This is a genomic window from Neobacillus sp. DZ-9 (genome assembly GCF_059587065.1).
On record NZ_JCAIOL010000008.1, the window covers coordinates 207025 to 226054 of the forward strand.

General features: G+C 40.5%; 14 protein-coding genes, 1 other RNA gene and 3 pseudogenes. 2 read left to right on the plus strand and 16 right to left on the minus strand.

Going from position 1 to position 19030, the window contains the following annotated elements; genetic code table 11:
- Nucleotide 1: 1 nt before the first annotated feature.
- Both AC59HZ_RS22105 and AC59HZ_RS22110 read right to left on the minus strand, forming a co-directional pair.
- Nucleotides 2-850, minus strand: a complete 849-nt coding sequence (locus tag AC59HZ_RS22105; RefSeq protein ID WP_496547921.1) for a family 1 encapsulin nanocompartment shell protein — start codon at nt 848-850, stop codon at nt 2-4.
- A 162-nt stretch (nt 851-1012) separates the two neighbouring features.
- The gene (locus AC59HZ_RS22110) at nt 1013-1588 is read right to left on the minus strand and encodes an IMEF encapsulin system ferritin-like cargo protein (RefSeq protein WP_496547922.1); all 576 of its coding nucleotides are present in this window, start codon (nt 1586-1588) and stop codon (nt 1013-1015) included.
- Nucleotides 1589-1739: 151 nt separating this feature from the next.
- Here AC59HZ_RS22110 and AC59HZ_RS22115 point away from each other — a divergent pair, with 151 nt between their 5' ends.
- Nucleotides 1740-2402, plus strand: coding sequence for a spore coat protein (locus tag AC59HZ_RS22115; RefSeq protein WP_496548002.1), 663 nt, complete (start codon nt 1740-1742; stop codon nt 2400-2402).
- 66 nt (nt 2403-2468) lie between these two features.
- Here the strand turns inward: AC59HZ_RS22115 and AC59HZ_RS22120 are convergent, their stop codons facing one another.
- The 4 genes from AC59HZ_RS22120 to AC59HZ_RS22135 form a co-directional block, all read right to left on the minus strand.
- Nucleotides 2469-3719 carry a nickel pincer cofactor-dependent isomerase, group 22 gene (locus AC59HZ_RS22120; protein ID WP_496547923.1) on the minus strand — a complete coding sequence of 417 codons (1251 nt, stop codon included), beginning with the start codon at nt 3717-3719 and terminating at the stop codon, nt 2469-2471.
- A 76-nt stretch (nt 3720-3795) separates the two neighbouring features.
- Complete coding sequence (gene pdxA, locus AC59HZ_RS22125) at nt 3796-4797, minus strand: 4-hydroxythreonine-4-phosphate dehydrogenase PdxA (protein WP_496547924.1); 1002 nt, start codon at nt 4795-4797, stop codon at nt 3796-3798.
- Nucleotides 4798-4834: 37 nt separating this feature from the next.
- Nucleotides 4835-6172, minus strand: coding sequence for a four-carbon acid sugar kinase family protein (locus AC59HZ_RS22130; RefSeq protein ID WP_496547925.1), 1338 nt, complete (start codon nt 6170-6172; stop codon nt 4835-4837).
- A gap of 257 nt (nt 6173-6429) precedes the next feature.
- Nucleotides 6430-8199, minus strand: a complete 1770-nt coding sequence (locus tag AC59HZ_RS22135; RefSeq protein WP_496547926.1) for a sigma-54-dependent Fis family transcriptional regulator — start codon at nt 8197-8199, stop codon at nt 6430-6432.
- A 46-nt stretch (nt 8200-8245) separates the two neighbouring features.
- Between AC59HZ_RS22135 and AC59HZ_RS22140 the strand changes: the two are divergent.
- Nucleotides 8246-8311, plus strand: a pseudogene (locus AC59HZ_RS22140) (hypothetical protein); the annotation flags it as partial.
- On the opposite strand, the pseudogene larE reads toward AC59HZ_RS22140, so the two are convergent.
- From larE to AC59HZ_RS22190, 10 genes and pseudogenes are all read right to left on the minus strand, one after another.
- Nucleotides 8294-9064: pseudogene (larE, locus tag AC59HZ_RS22145) on the minus strand (ATP-dependent sacrificial sulfur transferase LarE); the annotation flags it as partial. The pseudogenes AC59HZ_RS22140 and larE overlap by 18 nt on opposite strands.
- A gap of 194 nt (nt 9065-9258) precedes the next feature.
- On the minus strand, nt 9259-10605 hold the full coding sequence (locus AC59HZ_RS22150) for a gluconate:H+ symporter (RefSeq protein ID WP_496547927.1): 1347 nt from the start codon (nt 10603-10605) through the stop codon (nt 9259-9261).
- Between the two features lie 574 nt (nt 10606-11179).
- Nucleotides 11180-12544 (minus strand): annotated as a pseudogene (larC, locus tag AC59HZ_RS22155) (nickel pincer cofactor biosynthesis protein LarC).
- Nucleotides 12541-13299, minus strand: a complete 759-nt coding sequence (gene larB / locus AC59HZ_RS22160; protein WP_496547928.1) for a nickel pincer cofactor biosynthesis protein LarB — start codon at nt 13297-13299, stop codon at nt 12541-12543. Before larB ends, larC begins: the two are co-directional and overlap by 4 nt.
- Nucleotides 13300-13683: 384 nt before the next feature.
- Nucleotides 13684-14042: a transfer-messenger RNA gene (ssrA, locus tag AC59HZ_RS22165) on the minus strand.
- A 148-nt stretch (nt 14043-14190) separates the two neighbouring features.
- The gene (smpB, locus tag AC59HZ_RS22170) at nt 14191-14658 is read right to left on the minus strand and encodes an SsrA-binding protein SmpB (RefSeq protein ID WP_223592056.1); all 468 of its coding nucleotides are present in this window, start codon (nt 14656-14658) and stop codon (nt 14191-14193) included.
- 91 nt (nt 14659-14749) lie between these two features.
- Nucleotides 14750-17167 carry a ribonuclease R gene (gene rnr, locus AC59HZ_RS22175; RefSeq protein WP_496547929.1) on the minus strand — a complete coding sequence of 806 codons (2418 nt, stop codon included), beginning with the start codon at nt 17165-17167 and terminating at the stop codon, nt 14750-14752.
- Nucleotides 17168-17181: 14 nt separating this feature from the next.
- The gene (locus tag AC59HZ_RS22180; protein ID WP_496547930.1) at nt 17182-17928 is read right to left on the minus strand and encodes an alpha/beta hydrolase; all 747 of its coding nucleotides are present in this window, start codon (nt 17926-17928) and stop codon (nt 17182-17184) included.
- Nucleotides 17929-18105: 177 nt separating this feature from the next.
- A complete protein-coding gene (gene secG, locus AC59HZ_RS22185; RefSeq protein WP_496547931.1) occupies nt 18106-18339 on the minus strand; it encodes a preprotein translocase subunit SecG in 234 nt (77 codons plus the stop codon).
- 105 nt (nt 18340-18444) lie between these two features.
- The gene (locus AC59HZ_RS22190) at nt 18445-18987 is read right to left on the minus strand and encodes a DUF6241 domain-containing protein (RefSeq protein ID WP_496547932.1); all 543 of its coding nucleotides are present in this window, start codon (nt 18985-18987) and stop codon (nt 18445-18447) included.
- Nucleotides 18988-19030 lie beyond the last annotated feature (43 nt).

Genomic DNA, 19030 nt, shown 5'->3' on the forward strand with positions numbered 1-19030 from the left:
GTTAATCCCCTATCGATTCCAGCGTGCAGATGGCGGACGGCCTTTTGATTCTTAAAACAACGGTTTCATATACACGGAACGGATGGTTCATCCCTTCCTGCCCCATATAAGCTGTATCAAAATCCTCGGATACAGCAAGATCGAGATTGTTCCGTCCAGTATTGAGGATGACTCCAGCCCTGCCCTTTAACATCGGTGATTGGAACACCCCGTCTGTCACCAATTCACGAATATGTTCAATTTCTAAAACATTGGTATCCTTATGTACACGGTGGATAAGGGAATAAAGTTCCGGCGAAAGGACAAGCGCAAATGGTCCATGGTGATTCATCTCGAGCAGTTTGCTTCTGGCCTCAACAATATCCTGAAAGGCACTGCCTGATTCATACCATTCACCAATTAAATGGGTTAAACGGCCTGAAACATTCATTAATCCTGGGATGTCAAATTCCTTTGCCCCGTGAAAAATCATTTGGTCCTCTAAATTGGCGACGTCTCTGGCTGCATTGGCTGCAGGTGAGAAATCAATCGGAATGTCTAATACCTTTGTTTGTTCAAGATCGCGCCAAAATAAAACGAAGTCCTTATATAGGAAGGGAATGGTATGGTTGACGCGTTTGCTGGATTCAAAGGTGGTGTCAAAAGAGCCTTGGATATCCATTTTTGCTTCGTTGTTTTCTGTAAAAATGTCGTTGGCAATTGCTTGGACTCCACGTCCAAGCGGACCGTATAATTCGATAAACCGGCGGCCGACGAGCTGCCTGCGTGCTGTATCAATGACGGTTTTATCTAATTGAGAAAATTCTGGATCCGTTAGGGGTGAATCAGGGAATAATTGTGATTTGTTCATTCGTTTTTCCTCTCCTTTTATAATAGTTGTTTCAGGATTTCGCGCGTTTTTGAGTAATTCCCGCGAAATCAAGCCTTTATTCCGCGAAGTTTGATGATAATTCCGCGGAATCTAGGATTAATTCCGCCAACTTTGCGATTTATTCCGCGATAACCCTGTTTTTTATCTCAAACTTCCGACCGTAAATCCTTTTTTCATTTTGGCTGGAGCGATTACTGAAGAGGCTGCAGCTGGTGCAGAGCCCGATCGGTCTAAATGGTCATGATGCTCATCATGATGGGCATGCGGGTCAACGTAGTTAGTATCAAAACGGCCGTTGATCTCATTTAACATCCCTTTTACCTGCTGATAGTCCTGGTAGGATACTTCCCGTAATTGATTTAGCATCGTGCTCCGCTCTTTATCTGTAAAGCGAAATAAGGCTAAATCGAGGTGTTCCACAAAGTTATGTAAGCCGAATTTTTCAAGATTGAGCTCTTGCAAAAGTCGATTAAACTCATTATTCGTCGGAGCGAAATCCTTTTCGCTTTTTTCCTTTTCAAATTTGCTGATGAGTGGAATTAGCTCCACCAAGCGTGATAGCCGCTGCTCCTCCTCTTCAAAAATATGGTGGTAATACAATCGCTCATGATCGTCAGTTGCATTTTGAATAACCGGATCGAGCATGCTCATAAATTTTTCAATCGCATCCTTTGTCGTGGTAAAAATCCGATAAAATACCTTCAATTCTTCCTTCATTCTGCACACCCCTGAATAATCATCTAGAATTCATTATTGACGTTTAAGAGTATCTTTAAAACTATCTTTCCATTATTTTTGAATAACTCCCACATCCCGAAACATACTAACTATGGTTATGTTCAATATCAATAGGAGGAGATTCAATATGATGCAAAACCAACAACAAGGACAAATGCACCAAAATATGCATACAGGAGCAGTACCGCCGCAAATGAATCACGGGGGACATGAACTTTTCGATGTACATGAAGTGTTATCAAGCACTATTGGGACAATGAATTCGTATTTAATGCTGCGTCAACACGTAAAAGATCCAGAATTATTGGATATTCTCAATAGGCAGTATCAATTTATACAGGATGAATACAATATCACCTTGGAGTGTTTCAAAACCGGACAAGATCCATCGAAACCGACAGGAAAATATATGATGAAGCAAGGCAACGATTGGGTCTATGGCATGACTCCATCTCAGCCTAAAAAACCTTGGCAATCCGCATCTGAGATTAATGATGAATACATTTCAAGTTGCATGCTAGCCTCATGTAAAACAGGTGCTTCAATGAAGACTGTAGCTGCATGTGAGGTAACCAATCCGGTTGTGCGCCGTGTACTCGCTGACTCCGTTCCGAATTGTATTGAAATGGCTTATGAACTTTCTATTTATCAAAATAAAAACCATTATTACCAAGTACCGCAGCTTGCCCAGCAGGATATGCAACAAATCTTGAACGCATTTGGGCCAGCTCAAGGCATGCCACAGATGCAAAACAATATGAACAACATGAATATGAATAATATGAAGCATTAAAAAAAGCTATCCTTTCCGATGTGGAAAGGATAGCTTTTTTCTGTGTTTGTTTATCTTTAATAACTGCTACAAAGACAAGAAATAACCATCTGCATCAAAATTCATTTCTTGCAGGTCCTCTAAAACTTCGATGTTTTCTTTATCCTTTAACTCATTAAAAATAACTTCAGATACATATAACTCCCCAATGTGAAGCGTATTTGGGATTCTTACGATTCTTGCCTCTTCGGAAGCCACTCCCCATGTAGCGCGTAAAGCCGCTTTTAGTGCTTCTTGGTCATTATCAAGTACAATTGGAATACTAGCCCGAGCTAAAAATGTACTTGTGACTACATTCTCATTCATCGTTTTCAAATCGACCTTTTCGAATAAACGCTTGGTTGTCAGGTCCGCTAAGCCAATTCCTAATGCATTACCATGGCTTACTTCACTTAAATTGGAAGCAATCACATATTTGATACTAGGCTTTTTCGGCTCTTCTACTCCTAAAACACGGATTCGGCCAATAATATTCGTATCCATACCCGTGCCGCTGTAGTTTTTGCCAATCTCATCAACGACCAATATATCGATTTCATCGACTGGCAGACTTGGCATCAAGTTAAAGGCTTTTTTCAATAATTCTCTTTCACGTTCTTCAATTTGCTCTGGTTCAATCGCCTCAATGATCGCTGTTTCTTCATGAGCATTTTCCACAATTGCTACACCAAATAGGGTATTGGAATTGGCAATCGCCACTTTTCCTACTTCAGGCATCATCTCACTAATTCCATAAATGCCATAAGTATGTAAAGCCAATGCCTGCTTATGTTTGCCCATTCCGATTGAGGCCATTTTCAAAACGCCGCTTTCGATTTTATTTTTAAAATCGGTATGCGGCTTCACACGGCCCATTACGACAATTCCATCAGCATTGTAAGCAATCTTATCCACATAAACAGGAATGCCTGCTGACGTAACTCCGACTTCCACCACATCCATGGATGAACGAATTTCACAGCCCGTGAATTCTTCCGTACAACCTAAACTTTCCACCATCTCTTTTTGCCCTTCAGCTGTTGCGCCTCCGTGGCTTCCCATGGCAGGAATGATAAACGGTGTTGCCCCTCTTTTCTTAATTTCATCAGCCACACTTTTCACAATTAAAGGAATGTTGTTAATCCCCCTGCTTCCTACGGTAATGGCAATCTCCATGCCAGGCTTAATTTTTTCATCGGCATTCACATGGTTAAATTGATCAGAAATCGTTCCGGATATATCCTTTAGACTTTCCACCACAAAATTTTGTCTGATTTTAGCCATTTTAGGAAAAGACATTATACAAGTCCCCTTTCTTTATTGACAATACGTGAATAGCAAGAGATCATCGATGACCTCTTGCTTGAATTCTTTATTATAGTTTCTCTGGAGCCAATTCAATCGCCATCCGAATTGCTTCTTTTAACGAAAGCTCATCCGCGATATTTTTTCCGGCGATATCAAAAGCCGTTCCATGGTCAACACTTGTACGAATAATTGGAAGACCAACCGTAATATTGACACCAGCTTCCAGACCCAATACTTTAATTGGCCCATGCCCTTGATCATGATATTGTGCCACAACAATATCAAAATCGCCGCGTCTTGCTCTAAAGAATAGGGTATCGGCTGGAAGAGGCCCTTGCACATTAATTCCTTCTGCCTGAGCTTTTTCTACAGCAGGAATGATTTTTTCTTCCTCTTCTCCATTGCCGAAAAGTCCATTTTCTCCGGCATGAGGGTTAATTCCGCAAACGGCGATGCGTGGAGATTTAATCCCTGCTTTTTGTAAAGTATCATGTGCTAATTTGATAACTGTATATTGACGGTCAACATTAATTTTATTAACTGCATCGATAATTCCGATATGGGTTGTTACATGTATAACACGTAATCCAGGAGCTGAAAGCATCATCGCGAAATCTTTAGTATTTGTTAATTCAGCTAATATTTCAGTATGCCCCGGATAAATATGACCAGCTTTATGGAGCGCCTCTTTATTTAAAGGTGCGGTACAAATTCCATGAATTTGTTTTTCATTTGCAAAAGCAATTGCCTTTTCTAAATAGCGGAATGCAGCATTTCCTGCCTCAGCAGAAACTTGTCCCCACGGTAAATCTTCAGAAACTAAATCCAAATCGATAATATCAATGGTTCCGTATTGGAACTTTGCTTCTTCCGGATTTGAAATACTATTTAATTGAAGATCGCTATTGGTTACATCTAAAGCTCTTTTTAAAATTTTAAGATCGCCAATTACAAATGGTTGGCAATTTTCATAGATGTTGTGATCGTTTAACGATTTAACGATAATTTCCGGTCCTACTCCTGATGGATCCCCCATTGTAATCGCGATGCTTGGTTTGTTGGCTACCATTTTTGTTTCCTCCCATTATAAAATTTCCAATTGTCATTTATGAAATACTTGTATACCGCCAATCGCAGTTTTCAACTTGTGCATTAACTTCAGTAATCGTTTGAAGAGCTTTCGAAAGAGCCTGTTCAGTTCCAAATGCTCCCGCTTTTGTCACAAGCGGCATCCCGTCGAAGAAGCCTCCGAACAATTTCCCGTAAGGAATACCGGCTTCTACTTCACCAATGACCCGGATTCCTTCGCCATTCAATACTTTACATGTGGCGCCTGCAATTTCACCGCCTGTTAAAACGGCCCCGCAAATCTTCCTGCTTTCTATTAATCGGCCTGCTATGATCCCCATCGATTGAGCAATGGTATTCCCTACATCAAAGTTCGATAAACCAAGTGGACGTTGAAGCTCCTTCACCCTGTTGATGGTTTCGCGCTCCCGGTTGGTTGTGATCACTAAATCGCCTTTTTCCAATAAAGCTTGACCTGTTTTCACAATGCGATCAATTTCACGTTTTCTTCTATCTTCATAAAAGAATTCTTCAGGAGAAATAACAATTTCTTCAACATGATTTTTCTCTTTCAGCACGTCTATTTGCCGATCAATGATCGGATTCACACTGCCTGCTACCACTAGTACCGGAAGTCTTTCCCCAGTTTGTTTGCTGCATAGTTGCTCCTCAGGCTGGCCTGTGTTGAAAAGATGATAAGCAATCCCAGCTGAACCAACCCAAAGAAAATTCTCATGTAAAATTTCTGCAGCTTCCACAATCGTCTCTAGTTCTTCATCCGTTGTGGCATCAACGATAATAATTTTCGACATTTCCCCTGAGGACAAGTCATGCATCATCTTAGATAAATGGCTTTTTCCTTTCCTTACATCAGAAATGGAAATGATTTCTATCTCCCGCTTACTTTGCTCCTGCAACAATTTAGGCAGGTAACTTTCTTTTACTGGGGTGACCGGATCTTGAGAGATTTCCGTTTCCCCTAATAAAATACCATTAACAAAATGATTACCATTCATTGTAATCCTGTTGCTCTTTGGGAAAGCCGGGACAACGAACGATATCTTATAGTTAAATGCATCCATGACTGCATCAATTTCCGGACCAATATTTCCTCTCATGGTGGAGTCTATTTTCTTAAATAGCTTTGGAACCTTTAGGTTTTTCAATTGTTCTGCCAGATGAAAAACGTCACCGTAAGCCTTTCTCGAATCTACCGCTCGGCTATCTGAATTTAAAACAATGACATCTTCATTTAAATGTGATGGTTGTAATGCTGTATCTGAAAATAGCACAGTGGTGTGTAGGCCCTGTTTGGCAAATTGGACACCCGTGTCATTTGCACCTGTTAAATCATCTGCTATAACCGCTAGTTTCACCTAGATCCCTACCCCCTTTACGCGCAATTTCAATATGTTTGCGTTTTATTATTTTTAGTCCGACTTCAATTGCCTATTCAAGTTTGGCTATCATTACGGCTCTAAATACTGTTTCATTTTCAAGCGTTAAAAACGCTTTCAGCACTATTAATATTAAATCAAAATGTTGCATTTAGCAATATATATTTTTAAAAATTCTACAAAATTTTCATTATGTTGCTTTTTGCATCATTTTTGCCACAAAAAAACGCAAGCTATTATTTTAGCTTGCGCCATAAGGTCGAGCGGTTAATCCCTAAACGTTTAGCTGCTTTGGATTGATTCAACCCTTCCTCTTCGAGCACCTTCGTGATTACTTGTTTTTCGATTTCTTCCAATGTTCCGCTTAAATCAATCGGTGCCAATGCATCACTTTTCTTCTCCTGTTGAACGAATCGTTTTAAAACGACTTCAACATCTTCTTTTTCAATATAATAAGCTTTTGTTTGTAAAAACAATTGCTCGATAACCTGTTTGAGCTGTTCAACATTTCCTGGCCAATCATAGTTGGTCAATTCCATTAATGCGTCCTGTCGAATTCCCACCACCAAACTGCCATATTTGGGATGCAATTCAGAAATAAAGACATGAACCAGGTCCTCAATATCTTCTCTGCGTTCCCGGAGCGGCGGTATACAAATGGTTAATTTTCCTAACGAATGATACAATTCACCATTAAACGTGCCAGTTTTGACCTTTTCTTCCATATTGCATTCAGAAGACACAAGCCATTGCAGCTTATGATGCTTTTCATTCTGGACGATTTTGTTTAATTCATTTTGCATATAACCGTTCAGCTGATCGATGTTCTTTAAGTAGATAACCCCATTCGCAAACTTTTGGATAAAGTCATCGTTTATCAAATCCTTCAGCTGGTCTGCGTTTAATACGTCACAATGCACGACGATAAATGGTTCATTTATCGATTTCCTTTTTGAATAAAGGGAGTTGGCAACTAATTCTTTGCCATTTCCCGTTTCTCCAATAATCCAGACAGGTTCTTCACTTTTACTGTATTGATCGATTTGCTTTAACACCCGCTGGATCGATTCACTTTTTCCTGAAATCGGGGAATACGATGCGGATGTATGAATTTCTAACGCATTCTTTTGAATACTTTCCTGATCCTGAAAATGCCTTTGATGTGGAAGGCTTTTTTCAAAAAATAAGACAACCGCATCCTCTTTCGGGCTTGCTGTTATTTTCCAAAACGAAGGATGGATGTGGAGGGTTTTGATTTGAGTTCCATCTCTCGTCTCTTGGATTAATCTTTTAATTTCCGGCAAATTCTCTAGATTCATTCCATGAAATTCTTTATTGAAAAGCTCATTTCCATATACCATTTTTTCTTCGAGGTTAAAAACCCCGACCGCCTGTTCATTGCAATCGAGAATCGATTGAAATAAAGAAACATTCTGTTGGAGCTGCGAGTATATCCGATAAGTCCTTCTCGCTTCTTCTAATGCATCAATAATAGCTTCCTTTCCAGAAGTAATGAGGACTCCTGTCAGCCCCAATTGCCTGGCAGACTGTACCGTAACAACGTCTCCAATGACCACCTCATAGCCAAGGCTTTTTAAATGGGCTAATTTTTCTTGAACCTCGAACTCCTGTGTAATCGTGAATGTCTCAATATCTAAATCAAGCAGCTTACAGATCGTAGCAGCCCCATGTGTAATATTCGAGAAACCAACAATAGCAGCTTTTCGTGAAAATCCTTTTACGAGTGTGATAATGCGTAATACATCATAGCCAGTCACCTGGATATCAATCACAGGTAAAGATACGGCCTCCTGAATCATCGAAGCTGTTCCGCCGCGGCTGATGATGACATGGTAGCCATTATGCTCAGCTGCCTTGGCAATAGCTACCCCTTCATGCAAGTTCCCTAATTCAATATCTAATTGAATGTCATCCACCTGTTGCTGGATTTCTTTCATCATTTCAAACAATCCCTCATAAGGGACAATTACCAATGCCTTCATCATTACCCTTCACCTACTAAGATATCCTCTATTCTTCTATTTTCCATTATTGGCTCACCTTAGTAAAGCTTGGTTTCAACACTTTATTCATACTGCCGCTGACATAGCCTTGAAGATCAAGCGTGACATATTTGTAACCGAATTGTTGGAGGTTTTCCAATATATCTTGGTAGTGTGCCAGCACTAATGGCATATCCTGAGGCTCCACTTCAATCCTTGCGATCTCTTGATGAGTCCGCACGCGCACTTGTCTGATTCCCAAGCCTTTGATATAAGCCTCGGATTTTTCAATCTTCGTTAATTTTTCCTGCGTAATTTTTTCACCATAGGCAATGCGGGACGATAAACAGGCGAAAGAAGGTTTTTCCCAGGTAGGCAAGTTTAATTGTTTCGAAAGCTCCCGGATTTCTTCTTTAAAAAGGTTCGCCTCTTGGAGCGGCCCGCGGACACCATGCTCTCTGGCTGCACGTACACCAGGACGATGCTCACTCATATCGTCAGCAATCAAACCGTATACTACGTTTTCAAAGCCCTGCTGATGCATAATCGGAATAATTTGTTCAAACAAGCCATTTTTACAGAAATAGCAGCGGTTTTGGTCATTTTCTACATAGCCCGGTATATTTAATTCAGAGGTTTCAATTACTTGGTGGGCTGCGCCAATCATTTTTGCTAATCTTTTCGCTTCTTCTAATTCACTGGAAGGGTACGTTTCCGAATCAGCCGTCACAGCCAGGACTTGGCCCACTCCTAAAACATCGACAGCTGCTTTTAATAAAAATGTACTATCCACACCACCCGAAAAAGCAACTACTACATTACCCATTTCACTTAAAATTTCTTTCAACCGTTCATACTTCTGATTCATGCCGAATTCCACCTATCTTAATATTTTAAACCCTTTCAGATTTCAACTTATGCATTTTGCAACACATTAAAAGTATAAGCTAATTTCCATTAAAGTAAAAGCAGGCAGTAATTGATTTGCAATATTCGCAAATTATTTGTCCATTAAAAAAAGAAACCATTTTATAGAATCTATAAAATGGCCCCTTCTTTATTTTAAAAGAACATATCTAATATTAAGGTGAAGACTAATCCTGATACACCAACGATCGTTGAAAGCACTGTGTAAGTTCCAAATGCTTCTTTGATGTTCATACCTAAAGACTCTTTAACCATCCAGAATCCAGCGTCGTTCACGTGTGATGCAATCGCACTTCCAGCACCAGTTGCCAAGGCAACAAGTTCTAAGTTAACATCCGGCATTGTAGCAAGCATTGGAAGCACTAGCCCAGGAGTTGTTAAGGTAGCAACAGTACCAGAGCCTAAGCATACACGTAATAATGCTGCAACAATCCAAGCAAAAAGAATCGGTGACATATGAGTACCTTCGAATAACTTAGCAACATAATCACCAACATGGCCATCAATAAGCACTTGCTTTAAGGCACCGCCGCCGCCGATAATTAAAAGCAGCATTCCTAAAGCGTTTACCGCTGAAGAACAAGAATCCATTAACGTTTTCACAGGAATCTTTCTTTGTAATCCCATTGTGTAGACTGCGAATAAAACGGAAAGGATCATAGCAGAGTCAGAGTTTGTAATAAAGCGGATAAAACCAATTACCGCATTATCTTTAAATCCTAACGTTTGCTGCGAGATATCCACAATGGCACCAATCGCCATTAAGATAACAGGGAATAATGCAGTAAAAACAGAGATTCCAAAACCTGGTGTTTCTTCTGATTTAAATGTTTTTTGTACGCCGAATGACGAACTGCCTTCTCTAGTGAATGCCGATGGAACAATTTTTTGAGCAATTCTAGGATACCAAATACCAGCTAAAATGACCGTTGGGATGGCAACGATGATTCCGTAAAGTAACATGAGACCAACATTGGCATGATATTCTGCTGCAACAGCGATTGGACCCGGATGCGGAGGCAAGAAAGCATGTGCCGCAAGGGCAGCTGTTACCATTGGAAGCCCTAATTTTACAATGGATACTTTTAATTCTTTTGCGATTGAGAAAATAATTGGGATTAATAATACGATTGTAACTTCAAGGAATAATGCGATACCACAAATGAATGAAGCGACTAATACCGCCCATTGAATTCTTTTTTCACCAAATTTGTCAATTAAAGTTGTAGCAATTCGGTTTGCACCGCCTGCATCGGCGATTAAACGGCCAAGCATGGCACCAAGTCCAAAAATAATTCCTATATGGCCAAGTGTTCCACCTAAACCGGTTTCAATTGATTTAACAACATCTTTCATTGGAATGCCCAATGCCAATGCTACAAGATAGGCAACGATGATCAATGATACAAATGTGTTTAATTTGAAGCGCATAATTAAAATAAGTAATAATAGTACCCCTAATGCGATTATTACTAAAGGCATAATTGTTTTCCCCCATCTTCTTTCTTTTTTATAAAAATATTAGATGATTTCTTTTACATATGACGTATATTGATTGTTCTTACTTACAACGTTTCTGCACCTTCACATAGTGACTCTCGGCACGTTTGCAAATGCTTTCATCAAAGCGGATAAAAATATCAGGAGTGTAGACTCACTGATCGTTTTTCCCTATTATTCGCTTGAGTTAGAAATGTTGTTCTATGAAACACCTTTTTCTTAACTTAGATAAAATTGCAACATTTTCATAAGAGGTGATCATAGATTTCGTTAAAACTGTCGTATATCGCATCACATGTTAACGTTATCATTTTATAATCTTCATTAAAAGTTGTCAATAGGACAAGTTGTATTATTTTTTTGTTAGTTTTTTCAACAAATATTATTTTGATTGAAAGATCACCTCTTATTCTCGCAACACAATTGGGCGAATTGACCTTTTATCGTTTGTTGAACTATATTTATTCTCTCCTAAAATCTGCAAGGTATTACCAACTATTAATGATAAAAAAAGCGGATAAAGGCCCGAAGCCTTTACCCGCTTTACTAAACATTTTTATTCATCTTGATCGAGTTTCTTCCAAACCTGCTCATATACTTGTTTCAATGGGATACGATGAAGTTTGGCTATTTCTTTACACTCCTCATACTCTGGGGCTCTTTGGACAAGCAGACCTTGATAATACCCTTCTTTCACCGTCACAGGGCCCCACACGGTTTCGACTCGCTTAAACTGTCTCTCAAGCCGATGGACCGTTAAGGGATAATAGCGCACCCCTAAAGTGGTGGTTTCGTTAAATAATATTTCTTTCATTTTTTCTAATTTGTGTCGCGAGGAAAGAAGCTGCAGCATAACTCCCGGCCGATTTTTTTTCATATAGATAGGGGTATAAAATACATCGTTCGCCCCTGCTTCAAAAAGTAATTCCATGACATAACCGAGCCATTCACCTGGTACATCATCAAGATTCACTTCCATCTTGACCATTTCATCATCAATATGTTCGTTGTTATGAGGATGTGAAACCAATTTTACTCCTCCTACGGCCTATTCTCCAACAATGACACGGAGTACATTGGGACGGTCTTTAAAGGTTTTTGTTCCAGCACCATACCCAATTGATTCTACTTTCATAGATGGAATCGCACAAAATTCTTCTGCCAGCACTGCTACGATAGCTGCACCCGTTGGGGTTGTAAGTTCAAATCGCACATTGCTTTGTTCAATTGGTACACCTTTTAATACCTCTAGTGTGGCTGGTGCAGGAACTGGATAAATACCGTGATCAATATGTATTTTTCCTGAGCCGACAGGAACAGCTGAAGATTTTATTTTCTTAATGTCTAACTGATGAATTAAGATGGCCGCTCCCACAATATCAATGATCGAATCGACTGCACCTACTTCATGAAAATGAACTTTTTCTAATGGCATACCATGAATATGCCCTTCTGCTTCACCAATTTTCCGAAAGATTTTTAATGAAGTCTCTTTTACTTCAGGTGCCAAATCGGATGATTCGATCATTTTTACAATATCACTGTATGAACGGTGATGATGATGATCATGTTCGTGATGGTGATCATGCTCATGGTGATGGTCATGCTCGTGATGATGATCATGTGCATGATGGTGATCATGCTCATGGTGATGGTGATGGTCATGCTCGTGTTGGTGATCTTGTGCATGATGGTGGTTATGCTCGTGTTGGTGACTAGTTTGTGCTAACTCTACATCAAACTTAGTACTTGTGATTCCGTTCTTCACGATTTTCTTCCACGTCAATTGATATTCATCTTCAAAATTAAGCTTTTTTAATTCATTTTCTAAAACAGCCGGATCTGCCCCTGCATCTAAAAGCGCTCCAATGAACATATCACCGCTGATCCCCGAAAAACAATCGATATAAAGTGTTTTCATCCCTTGTTGCCTCCTTTTCTTGCGATGTTATCAATCAGTACCGCGTTGTAGGCAGCACCAAAGCCATTGTCGATATTTACAACGCTGATGCCAGACGCGCACGAATTCAACATGGTCAATAATGCTGATAAACCATGGAAATTGGCTCCATAACCAACACTGGTTGGAACGGCAATGACCGGATGTGATACAAGTCCCCCAACGACACTTGGCAACGCGCCTTCCATTCCTGCTACCACTACTGAAACAGTCGCCTGTTGGATTTGTTCAATATTGTCAAATAATCGGTGAATCCCAGCAACACCCACATCATAAAAGCGGCGCACTTCACTTCCTAATGCCTCTGCTGTTACTGCTGCTTCTTCGGCCACTCTCAAATCTGATGTGCCAGCACAAACAATGGCAACGTAGCCTTGATAAGAATCCTTACTATTTTTGTTCTCTTTCCAGAAGAGAATCTGTGCTGTTTCATTATAGATAAATTCAGGATGCTCACGAAGGATAAAATCAGCTTTTTCTTCTGAAATCCGTGTAACTAAGACATCATTACCTTTTAATTTGATGGCTTGAATGATGGATAGGATTTGTTCCTTCGTCTTCCCTTCTCCATAAATCACTTCCGGGAACCCTTGACGATTCTTGCGATGATGATCGACCTTGGCAAAGCCTAAATTCTCATATGTGGCTAACTTATCTTTCGCCTCTGAAACACTTAATTTGCCTTCTTGAACTTGCTGCAATATCTCTTCCAGCATTATTTTCACACCCTAAACAATCTGTTTTCCGAATCCATATTTCCTATTATTTTCCTTGACAGGTTCAAAAATACTTTGAAACATCATTAGCTAACATTTCAATCCGCCAGTATTTTTATAGCCCCCCAATTATAGAATATTTTCCGGTAAATACATAGCCAAAAGATTCTTACTATTACTTTGGTTTTGTCAATTCTCTGTTTCTTAGAGTGAACAAAAAAAGAAATTGTACTTTATGGATACTGGAAAACTATGAAAAGTGTACTCCAAGGAATGGAAAATATAATAAGGAAATACTTAAAAAGAAAATAGCTTTTGAGGAATCTTTTTTTCAAATATAAAAAAGACCAGCCTGTTAGACTGGTCTTGTTATCCACCTATGTATGGTGGAGACGGCGGGAATCGAACCCGCGTCCAAAGATATCGGCACTTAAGCTTCTACGAGTGTAGTCGACATATTCGCATTTCGCTGAGCCATTTGCCTATCGACAGGCGTCCGGTCAGCTAGTCTGGTTGTTCTCTTCCTTCGCCCTCAGACGGTGGACTCCGGCGTAGCCTACTAAGAGTGAGTCCGCTACCCTACCACATAGGCGATGGAGGGGCGAACAGCTATGCAGTATTAAGCTGCGAAAGCTAAGTTGTTGTTAGTTTTGCCAGTTATAGGCGTTGACGTTTTAACGAGGCCGATCCCCTCGACTCGCAACCCAAGCTCGAACTACCCCTGTCGAATCCGTAGCGTCCCCATTATAGAATGTGCTAAAACAACTTAATGTTTCTAGCAGACGATATCGGATGCTCAACAAGTTGTTTGAGCAAAAGATTGTGTCGCAACTTAGCGACAAACTTATTATAACACACTGTGAGCGAATTTCAATTGTAATTATTTGTAAGCTACATCTTTTGACGATCGCGGAATGCCCGTTCAATCTCACGCTTCGCTTCTTTTTGCTTTAACGCTTCACGCTTATCATAATTTTTCTTACCTTTTGCCAGGCCGATTAATACCTTGCAAAAACCATTTTTCAAATACATTTTTAAAGGAACAAGTGCATATCCGGCTTCTTTGGTTTCGCCAATCAGCTTATTGATTTCACGCTTATGAAGCAAAAGCTTTCTTGTTCGCAATGGGTCGTGATTGTAACGATTCCCCTGCTCGTATGGGCTAATGTGCAATCCAATTAATACAGCTTCCCCATTTAATATTCGCGCATAGGAATCCTTGAGATTTATTTTTCCTGCGCGAATGGACTTTATCTCTGTCCCCTGTAGAACGATGCCGGCTTCGTAGGTTTCTTCGATAAAATAATCATGGTAAGCCTTTTTATTATTCGCAACGACTTTCCCTTCACCTTTTGGCATATTTTTCACCTCGTTTATACATTTTATTTTAGCAAAATAAACTAACCGAGACAATGAAAAGAGAGCCTCTTACATTAGGCCCTCCCTCATATTAAAAATTCCGTTTGTTTTTCCGCTTCGTGCTCTTATTTTTTGGGACATTTTCGTAAAATTTACGTTTCTTTTTCGTCTTTTTGCCTTGACCGGCGCCGGCCTCAGAACTACCTTGCTGGCTGCCGCCTTGATTGCGCCCTTTGTTTCGCTCTTGGCTTCTACCTTGATTACGGTCTTGATTCTGTCCACCCTGCTGTTTGTTCCTGCGCGGCTTATTGGTATCACTGCCGGTTTTAAAAACTTTTGGTGTTTCTGAACGATCCCGGCGCGGCGTCCCCTTCATGCCGACAATTTCAAAATCAATCACACGCTCTTCCTTATTAACCTTTACAACACGAACAGTGATTTCATCGCCGATACGGAACACATTTCCCGTCCGCTCGCCAATCATCGCATAGTGACGCTCATCAAACCGGTAATAATCATCGGTCATATAGCTGACATGGACTAGACCTTCGATCGTATTTGGAAGCTCGACAAACATACCGAAATTGGTCACCGAGCTGATAATGCCGTCATACTCAACGCCAATCTTGTCCTCCATGTATTCAGCTTTCTTCAATTCATCCGTTTCACGCTCGGCATCTACGGCACGGCGCTCCATTTTCGAAGAATGCTGGGCAATTTCCGGCAATTGGGCATTCCATTTTTCCCGAGTTGCTTCATCAAGCTTACCTTCAATCAAATAGGTACGAATCAAGCGATGAACAATTGTATCAGGATAACGGCGAATCGGCGAGGTGAAATGAGTATAAAACTCGGTTGATAATCCGAAATGTCCGAGACTCTCAGGATCATACTTTGCCTGCTGCATCGAACGAAGCATAACCGTTGAAACAACCATTTCCTCCGGTTTTCCTTGAACCTCTTCAATAATTTCCTGCAAAGCCCTAGGATGAACATCGTTAGCAGTTCCTTTTACAATGTAGCCAAAGTTCGTGATAAACTCGAAAAATTTCCGCAGCTTATCTTCCTTTGGATCTTCGTGAATTCGATAAATAAACGGTACTTCCATCCAGTGGAAATGTTCAGCGACCGTTTCATTAGCTGCTAACATAAACTCCTCAATTAACCGTTCTGCTACTGAGCGCTCACGAAGAATGACATCCGTCGGCTTGCCTTCCTCATCAACTAATACCTTTGATTCTTTAAAATCAAAATCTATTGCTCCCCGATTCATCCGTTTGTTTCGAAGAATCCCCGCGAGTTCTTCCATTAATTCAAACATCGGTACAAGCGGTTCGTACCGTGCGCGAGTTTCTTCGTCTTTATCGATCAGGATTCGGTTCACATCATGGTAGGTCATCCGCTCGGTTGTTTTAATTACACTTTGAAAAATTTCATGCGAAACGACAGCACCCTCTGAGGAAATTTCCATTTCGCACGATAATACTAGCCGATCCACCTTTGGATTTAACGAACAGATTCCATTCGATAACCGGTGCGGAATCATCGGAATCACTCGGTCTACTAAATAAACGCTTGTCGCCCTGTCCTCTGCTTCAACATCAATAGGTGTTCCTTCTTTAACATAATAGCTGACATCGGCAATATGAACACCGAGCTTATAGTTACCGTTTTCAAGCTTCGTAACGGTTACGGCATCATCAAGATCCTTCGCATCCGCCCCATCTATCGTCACGATTGTTTCATTACGGAGGTCGCGGCGGTTGGCCAATTCACTTTCATCAATGGTATCTGGCGTTTCATTTGCCTGAATTAGTACATCATCAGGAAAGGCTAGCGGAAGGCCGTGCTTATGTATAACCGAAAGAATATCCACTCCAGGGTCGTTTTTGTGACCGAGAATAGTGATGACTTCACCCTCTGCACTTTTTCGCCCTTCCGGATAGGTGACAAGTTTCACCACTACTTTATGACCCTCGACTGCTCCTTTTGATGCTGATTTAGGAATAAAAATATCACTGGCAAACTTTTTATCATCGGGAATCACAAACCCGAAGCTTTTGCTTTCCACATAGGTTCCAACTACTTGCTGGACACCGCGCTCAATGATGCGGATAATGCTTCCTTCCCGGCGTTGTCCGGACGATTCTGAAGAAACCCTGGCTAGGACCGTATCGCCATGCATCGCCGTGTTTGTTTCATTTGGCGGGATAAAAATGTCATCCATACCCGGTTCATCAGGAACGACAAATGCGAAGCCTTTCGCATGCCCGGTCAGCTTACCGCGGATTAAATTCATTTTTTCCGGAAGGCCGTAACGGTTGCTGCGGGTACGGACAACCAGCCCTTTTTCCTCCATTTGCACGAGGGCTTTGACAAATTCCTTAAAGGCACTGGAATCCTCGATGCCAAATGCTGCTTCCAGCTCTTGAACTGTTAATGGCTTGTAAGCCTCGTCTTTCATATATTGCAAAAGCCTGTCAATGTGCTTTTGTATGTTTTCTTCCAAAAAAATCTCTCCTTTTAATCGCGCCAGTCCAGTTTTTCTAAAAAGGCGAAAACATCCTCATGCAGCTGGTCGCGTTCCTTATCAAGCGTAATGACATGTCCCGACTCTTCGTACCATTTGATTTCCTTTTCAACTGACTCGATTTCGTTGTAAATAATATTGGCACTTTCGGTGTTGATCATATTGTCGTGGCGTGCTTGGACCACGAAGGTTGGTGCATAAATCATGTCGACATTATCGCGAACCTCTGCGATTAATCCCTGCAGCGCTTTTAAAGTGTTCATCGGTGTCTTTTTAAACTCGTTCATTTCCAATTCGATTTGCTCGTCTGTTTTTCCTTCCCGTTTCTTAAATTCCCGTGCATAATCGAGAACTCCCTCGTACATCACGTCTTCACTTTTTATATACATAGGCGCACACATCGTTACAATTCCTTTTATAGGTACAGTGTATCCTAATTTCAAAGAAAATACGCCGCCAAGGGAAAGTCCCGCCACCGCAATCTCTTCATGGCCTTTATTTTTCAAAAATTCATAGCCCTTTAGAACGTCCTGCCACCAATCCTCAGGACCAGTGTGAACAAGTTCTTCCGGCGGGACCCCATGCCCTTTGTAATGCGGTGCATGGCTTGTGTAGCCTTTTTTTTCAAGGAACCGTCCCAGCATCCGGACATCCGCAGAATTACCGGTGAATCCATGCAGCAAAAGAACAGCTCGCTTTCCTCCCTCAAAGGTAAATGGCTTTGGTAAAGTAACTTTCATACAAAAAACTCCTTCAATATCTATTAGCTTATCTTAGTTTAAGCAAAGCAGTGATGAACATTCCAGAAAAAAGGCTTATGGAAAGTGGATTTCACCTGTTTACACAATTAATTCGCGAGCGTCCATTTCTACACACAAAAAACCTGACCCACTGGCCAGGTTTTGCATTTTTGATTATTAGATTTTAAAGTAAGTAACAGCAAGAGCAAGCAAGAAAAATAAAACAGATAATACAATCGAAATACGATGTAGGATCAAATCAATTCCACGTGCTTTTTGCTTACCGAATAAGGATTCAGCACCACCTGAAATGGCACCAGATAATCCAGCGCTTTTACCTGATTGAAGTAATACAACAATAATAAGTCCAATACTTACGATTACTAATAGTGTAACAATTAATGCATGCATGAAGGCCACCTCCTGTTAGAACGTACATTTCACAGTATTCTTAATTTACCATATTATTTCCCTTTTAACAATAGTAGTTATTGTGACAGCTTTTGGGAATGCCGTTTATTGTTTAACTTTGAAATTCTCAACAATAAAATCTCTTTCTTCTTTGGAGGAGGCAATTCCTTTTGCTTTCCCGACAGACCCGTTCTGAAGGCTCCAGATTTCATTATGGTCCTCATCGACACGGGAAAAATCGCCATCGGCCCAGCGCCTTAAAATACCGTAATAAACATCCGTGTTTTTATAGTTTGCCTTATTTTCTTTCACTACTTCTAATAACCGATTTACCCGCTTGTTGCTTAAGGGAATCGCTCCCCACTTCTTTTCTGCCACTACTTTTTGATGTGACATTTGGTGGATGGCATCCCTCATGTCATCTTCGGACATATTTAAAGGAAAGTCTTTAGCAATTTCATCACTGTTCTTATCCTGAATTTGAATGACGGTTTCTCCTTCGTCCGTTTTTTGTACTTTAACGGTTACCGTATCCTTTTGAACTGGCAATGCACCTTTTGAAAAATAATAAATAAATCCTAAAGAGAGAACAGCAAAGAGAATAATGATTTGTTGTGTCCGTGATAGTTTAGCTAAATATTTTTTCATCTATGTCTCCCCAGTTTTTTTGTTTATTTTTATATTAAACATG

Excerpts from the sequence above, each read along its gene's own strand:
- AC59HZ_RS22190 (WP_496547932.1), bottom strand. The coding sequence starts at position 18,987 with ATGAAAAAATATTTAGCTAAACTATCACGGACACAACAAATCATTATT.
- AC59HZ_RS22150 (WP_496547927.1), bottom strand. The coding sequence starts at position 10,605 with ATGCCTTTAGTAATAATCGCATTAGGGGTACTATTATTACTTATTTTA.
- smpB (WP_223592056.1), bottom strand. The coding sequence starts at position 14,658 with ATGCCAAAAGGTGAAGGGAAAGTCGTTGCGAATAATAAAAAGGCTTAC.
- AC59HZ_RS22110 (WP_496547922.1), bottom strand. The coding sequence starts at position 1,588 with ATGAAGGAAGAATTGAAGGTATTTTATCGGATTTTTACCACGACAAAG.
- larB (WP_496547928.1), bottom strand. The coding sequence starts at position 13,299 with ATGCTGGAAGAGATATTGCAGCAAGTTCAAGAAGGCAAATTAAGTGTT.
- secG (WP_496547931.1), bottom strand. The coding sequence starts at position 18,339 with ATGCATGCATTAATTGTTACACTATTAGTAATCGTAAGTATTGGACTT.
- AC59HZ_RS22120 (WP_496547923.1), bottom strand. The coding sequence starts at position 3,719 with ATGTCTTTTCCTAAAATGGCTAAAATCAGACAAAATTTTGTGGTGGAA.
- AC59HZ_RS22105 (WP_496547921.1), bottom strand. The coding sequence starts at position 850 with ATGAACAAATCACAATTATTCCCTGATTCACCCCTAACGGATCCAGAA.
- AC59HZ_RS22115 (WP_496548002.1), top strand. The coding sequence starts at position 1,740 with ATGCAAAACCAACAACAAGGACAAATGCACCAAAATATGCATACAGGA.
- pdxA (WP_496547924.1), bottom strand. The coding sequence starts at position 4,797 with ATGGTAGCCAACAAACCAAGCATCGCGATTACAATGGGGGATCCATCA.
- AC59HZ_RS22180 (WP_496547930.1), bottom strand. The coding sequence starts at position 17,928 with ATGAAAGTTACTTTACCAAAGCCATTTACCTTTGAGGGAGGAAAGCGA.
- AC59HZ_RS22135 (WP_496547926.1), bottom strand. The coding sequence starts at position 8,199 with ATGATGAAGGCATTGGTAATTGTCCCTTATGAGGGATTGTTTGAAATG.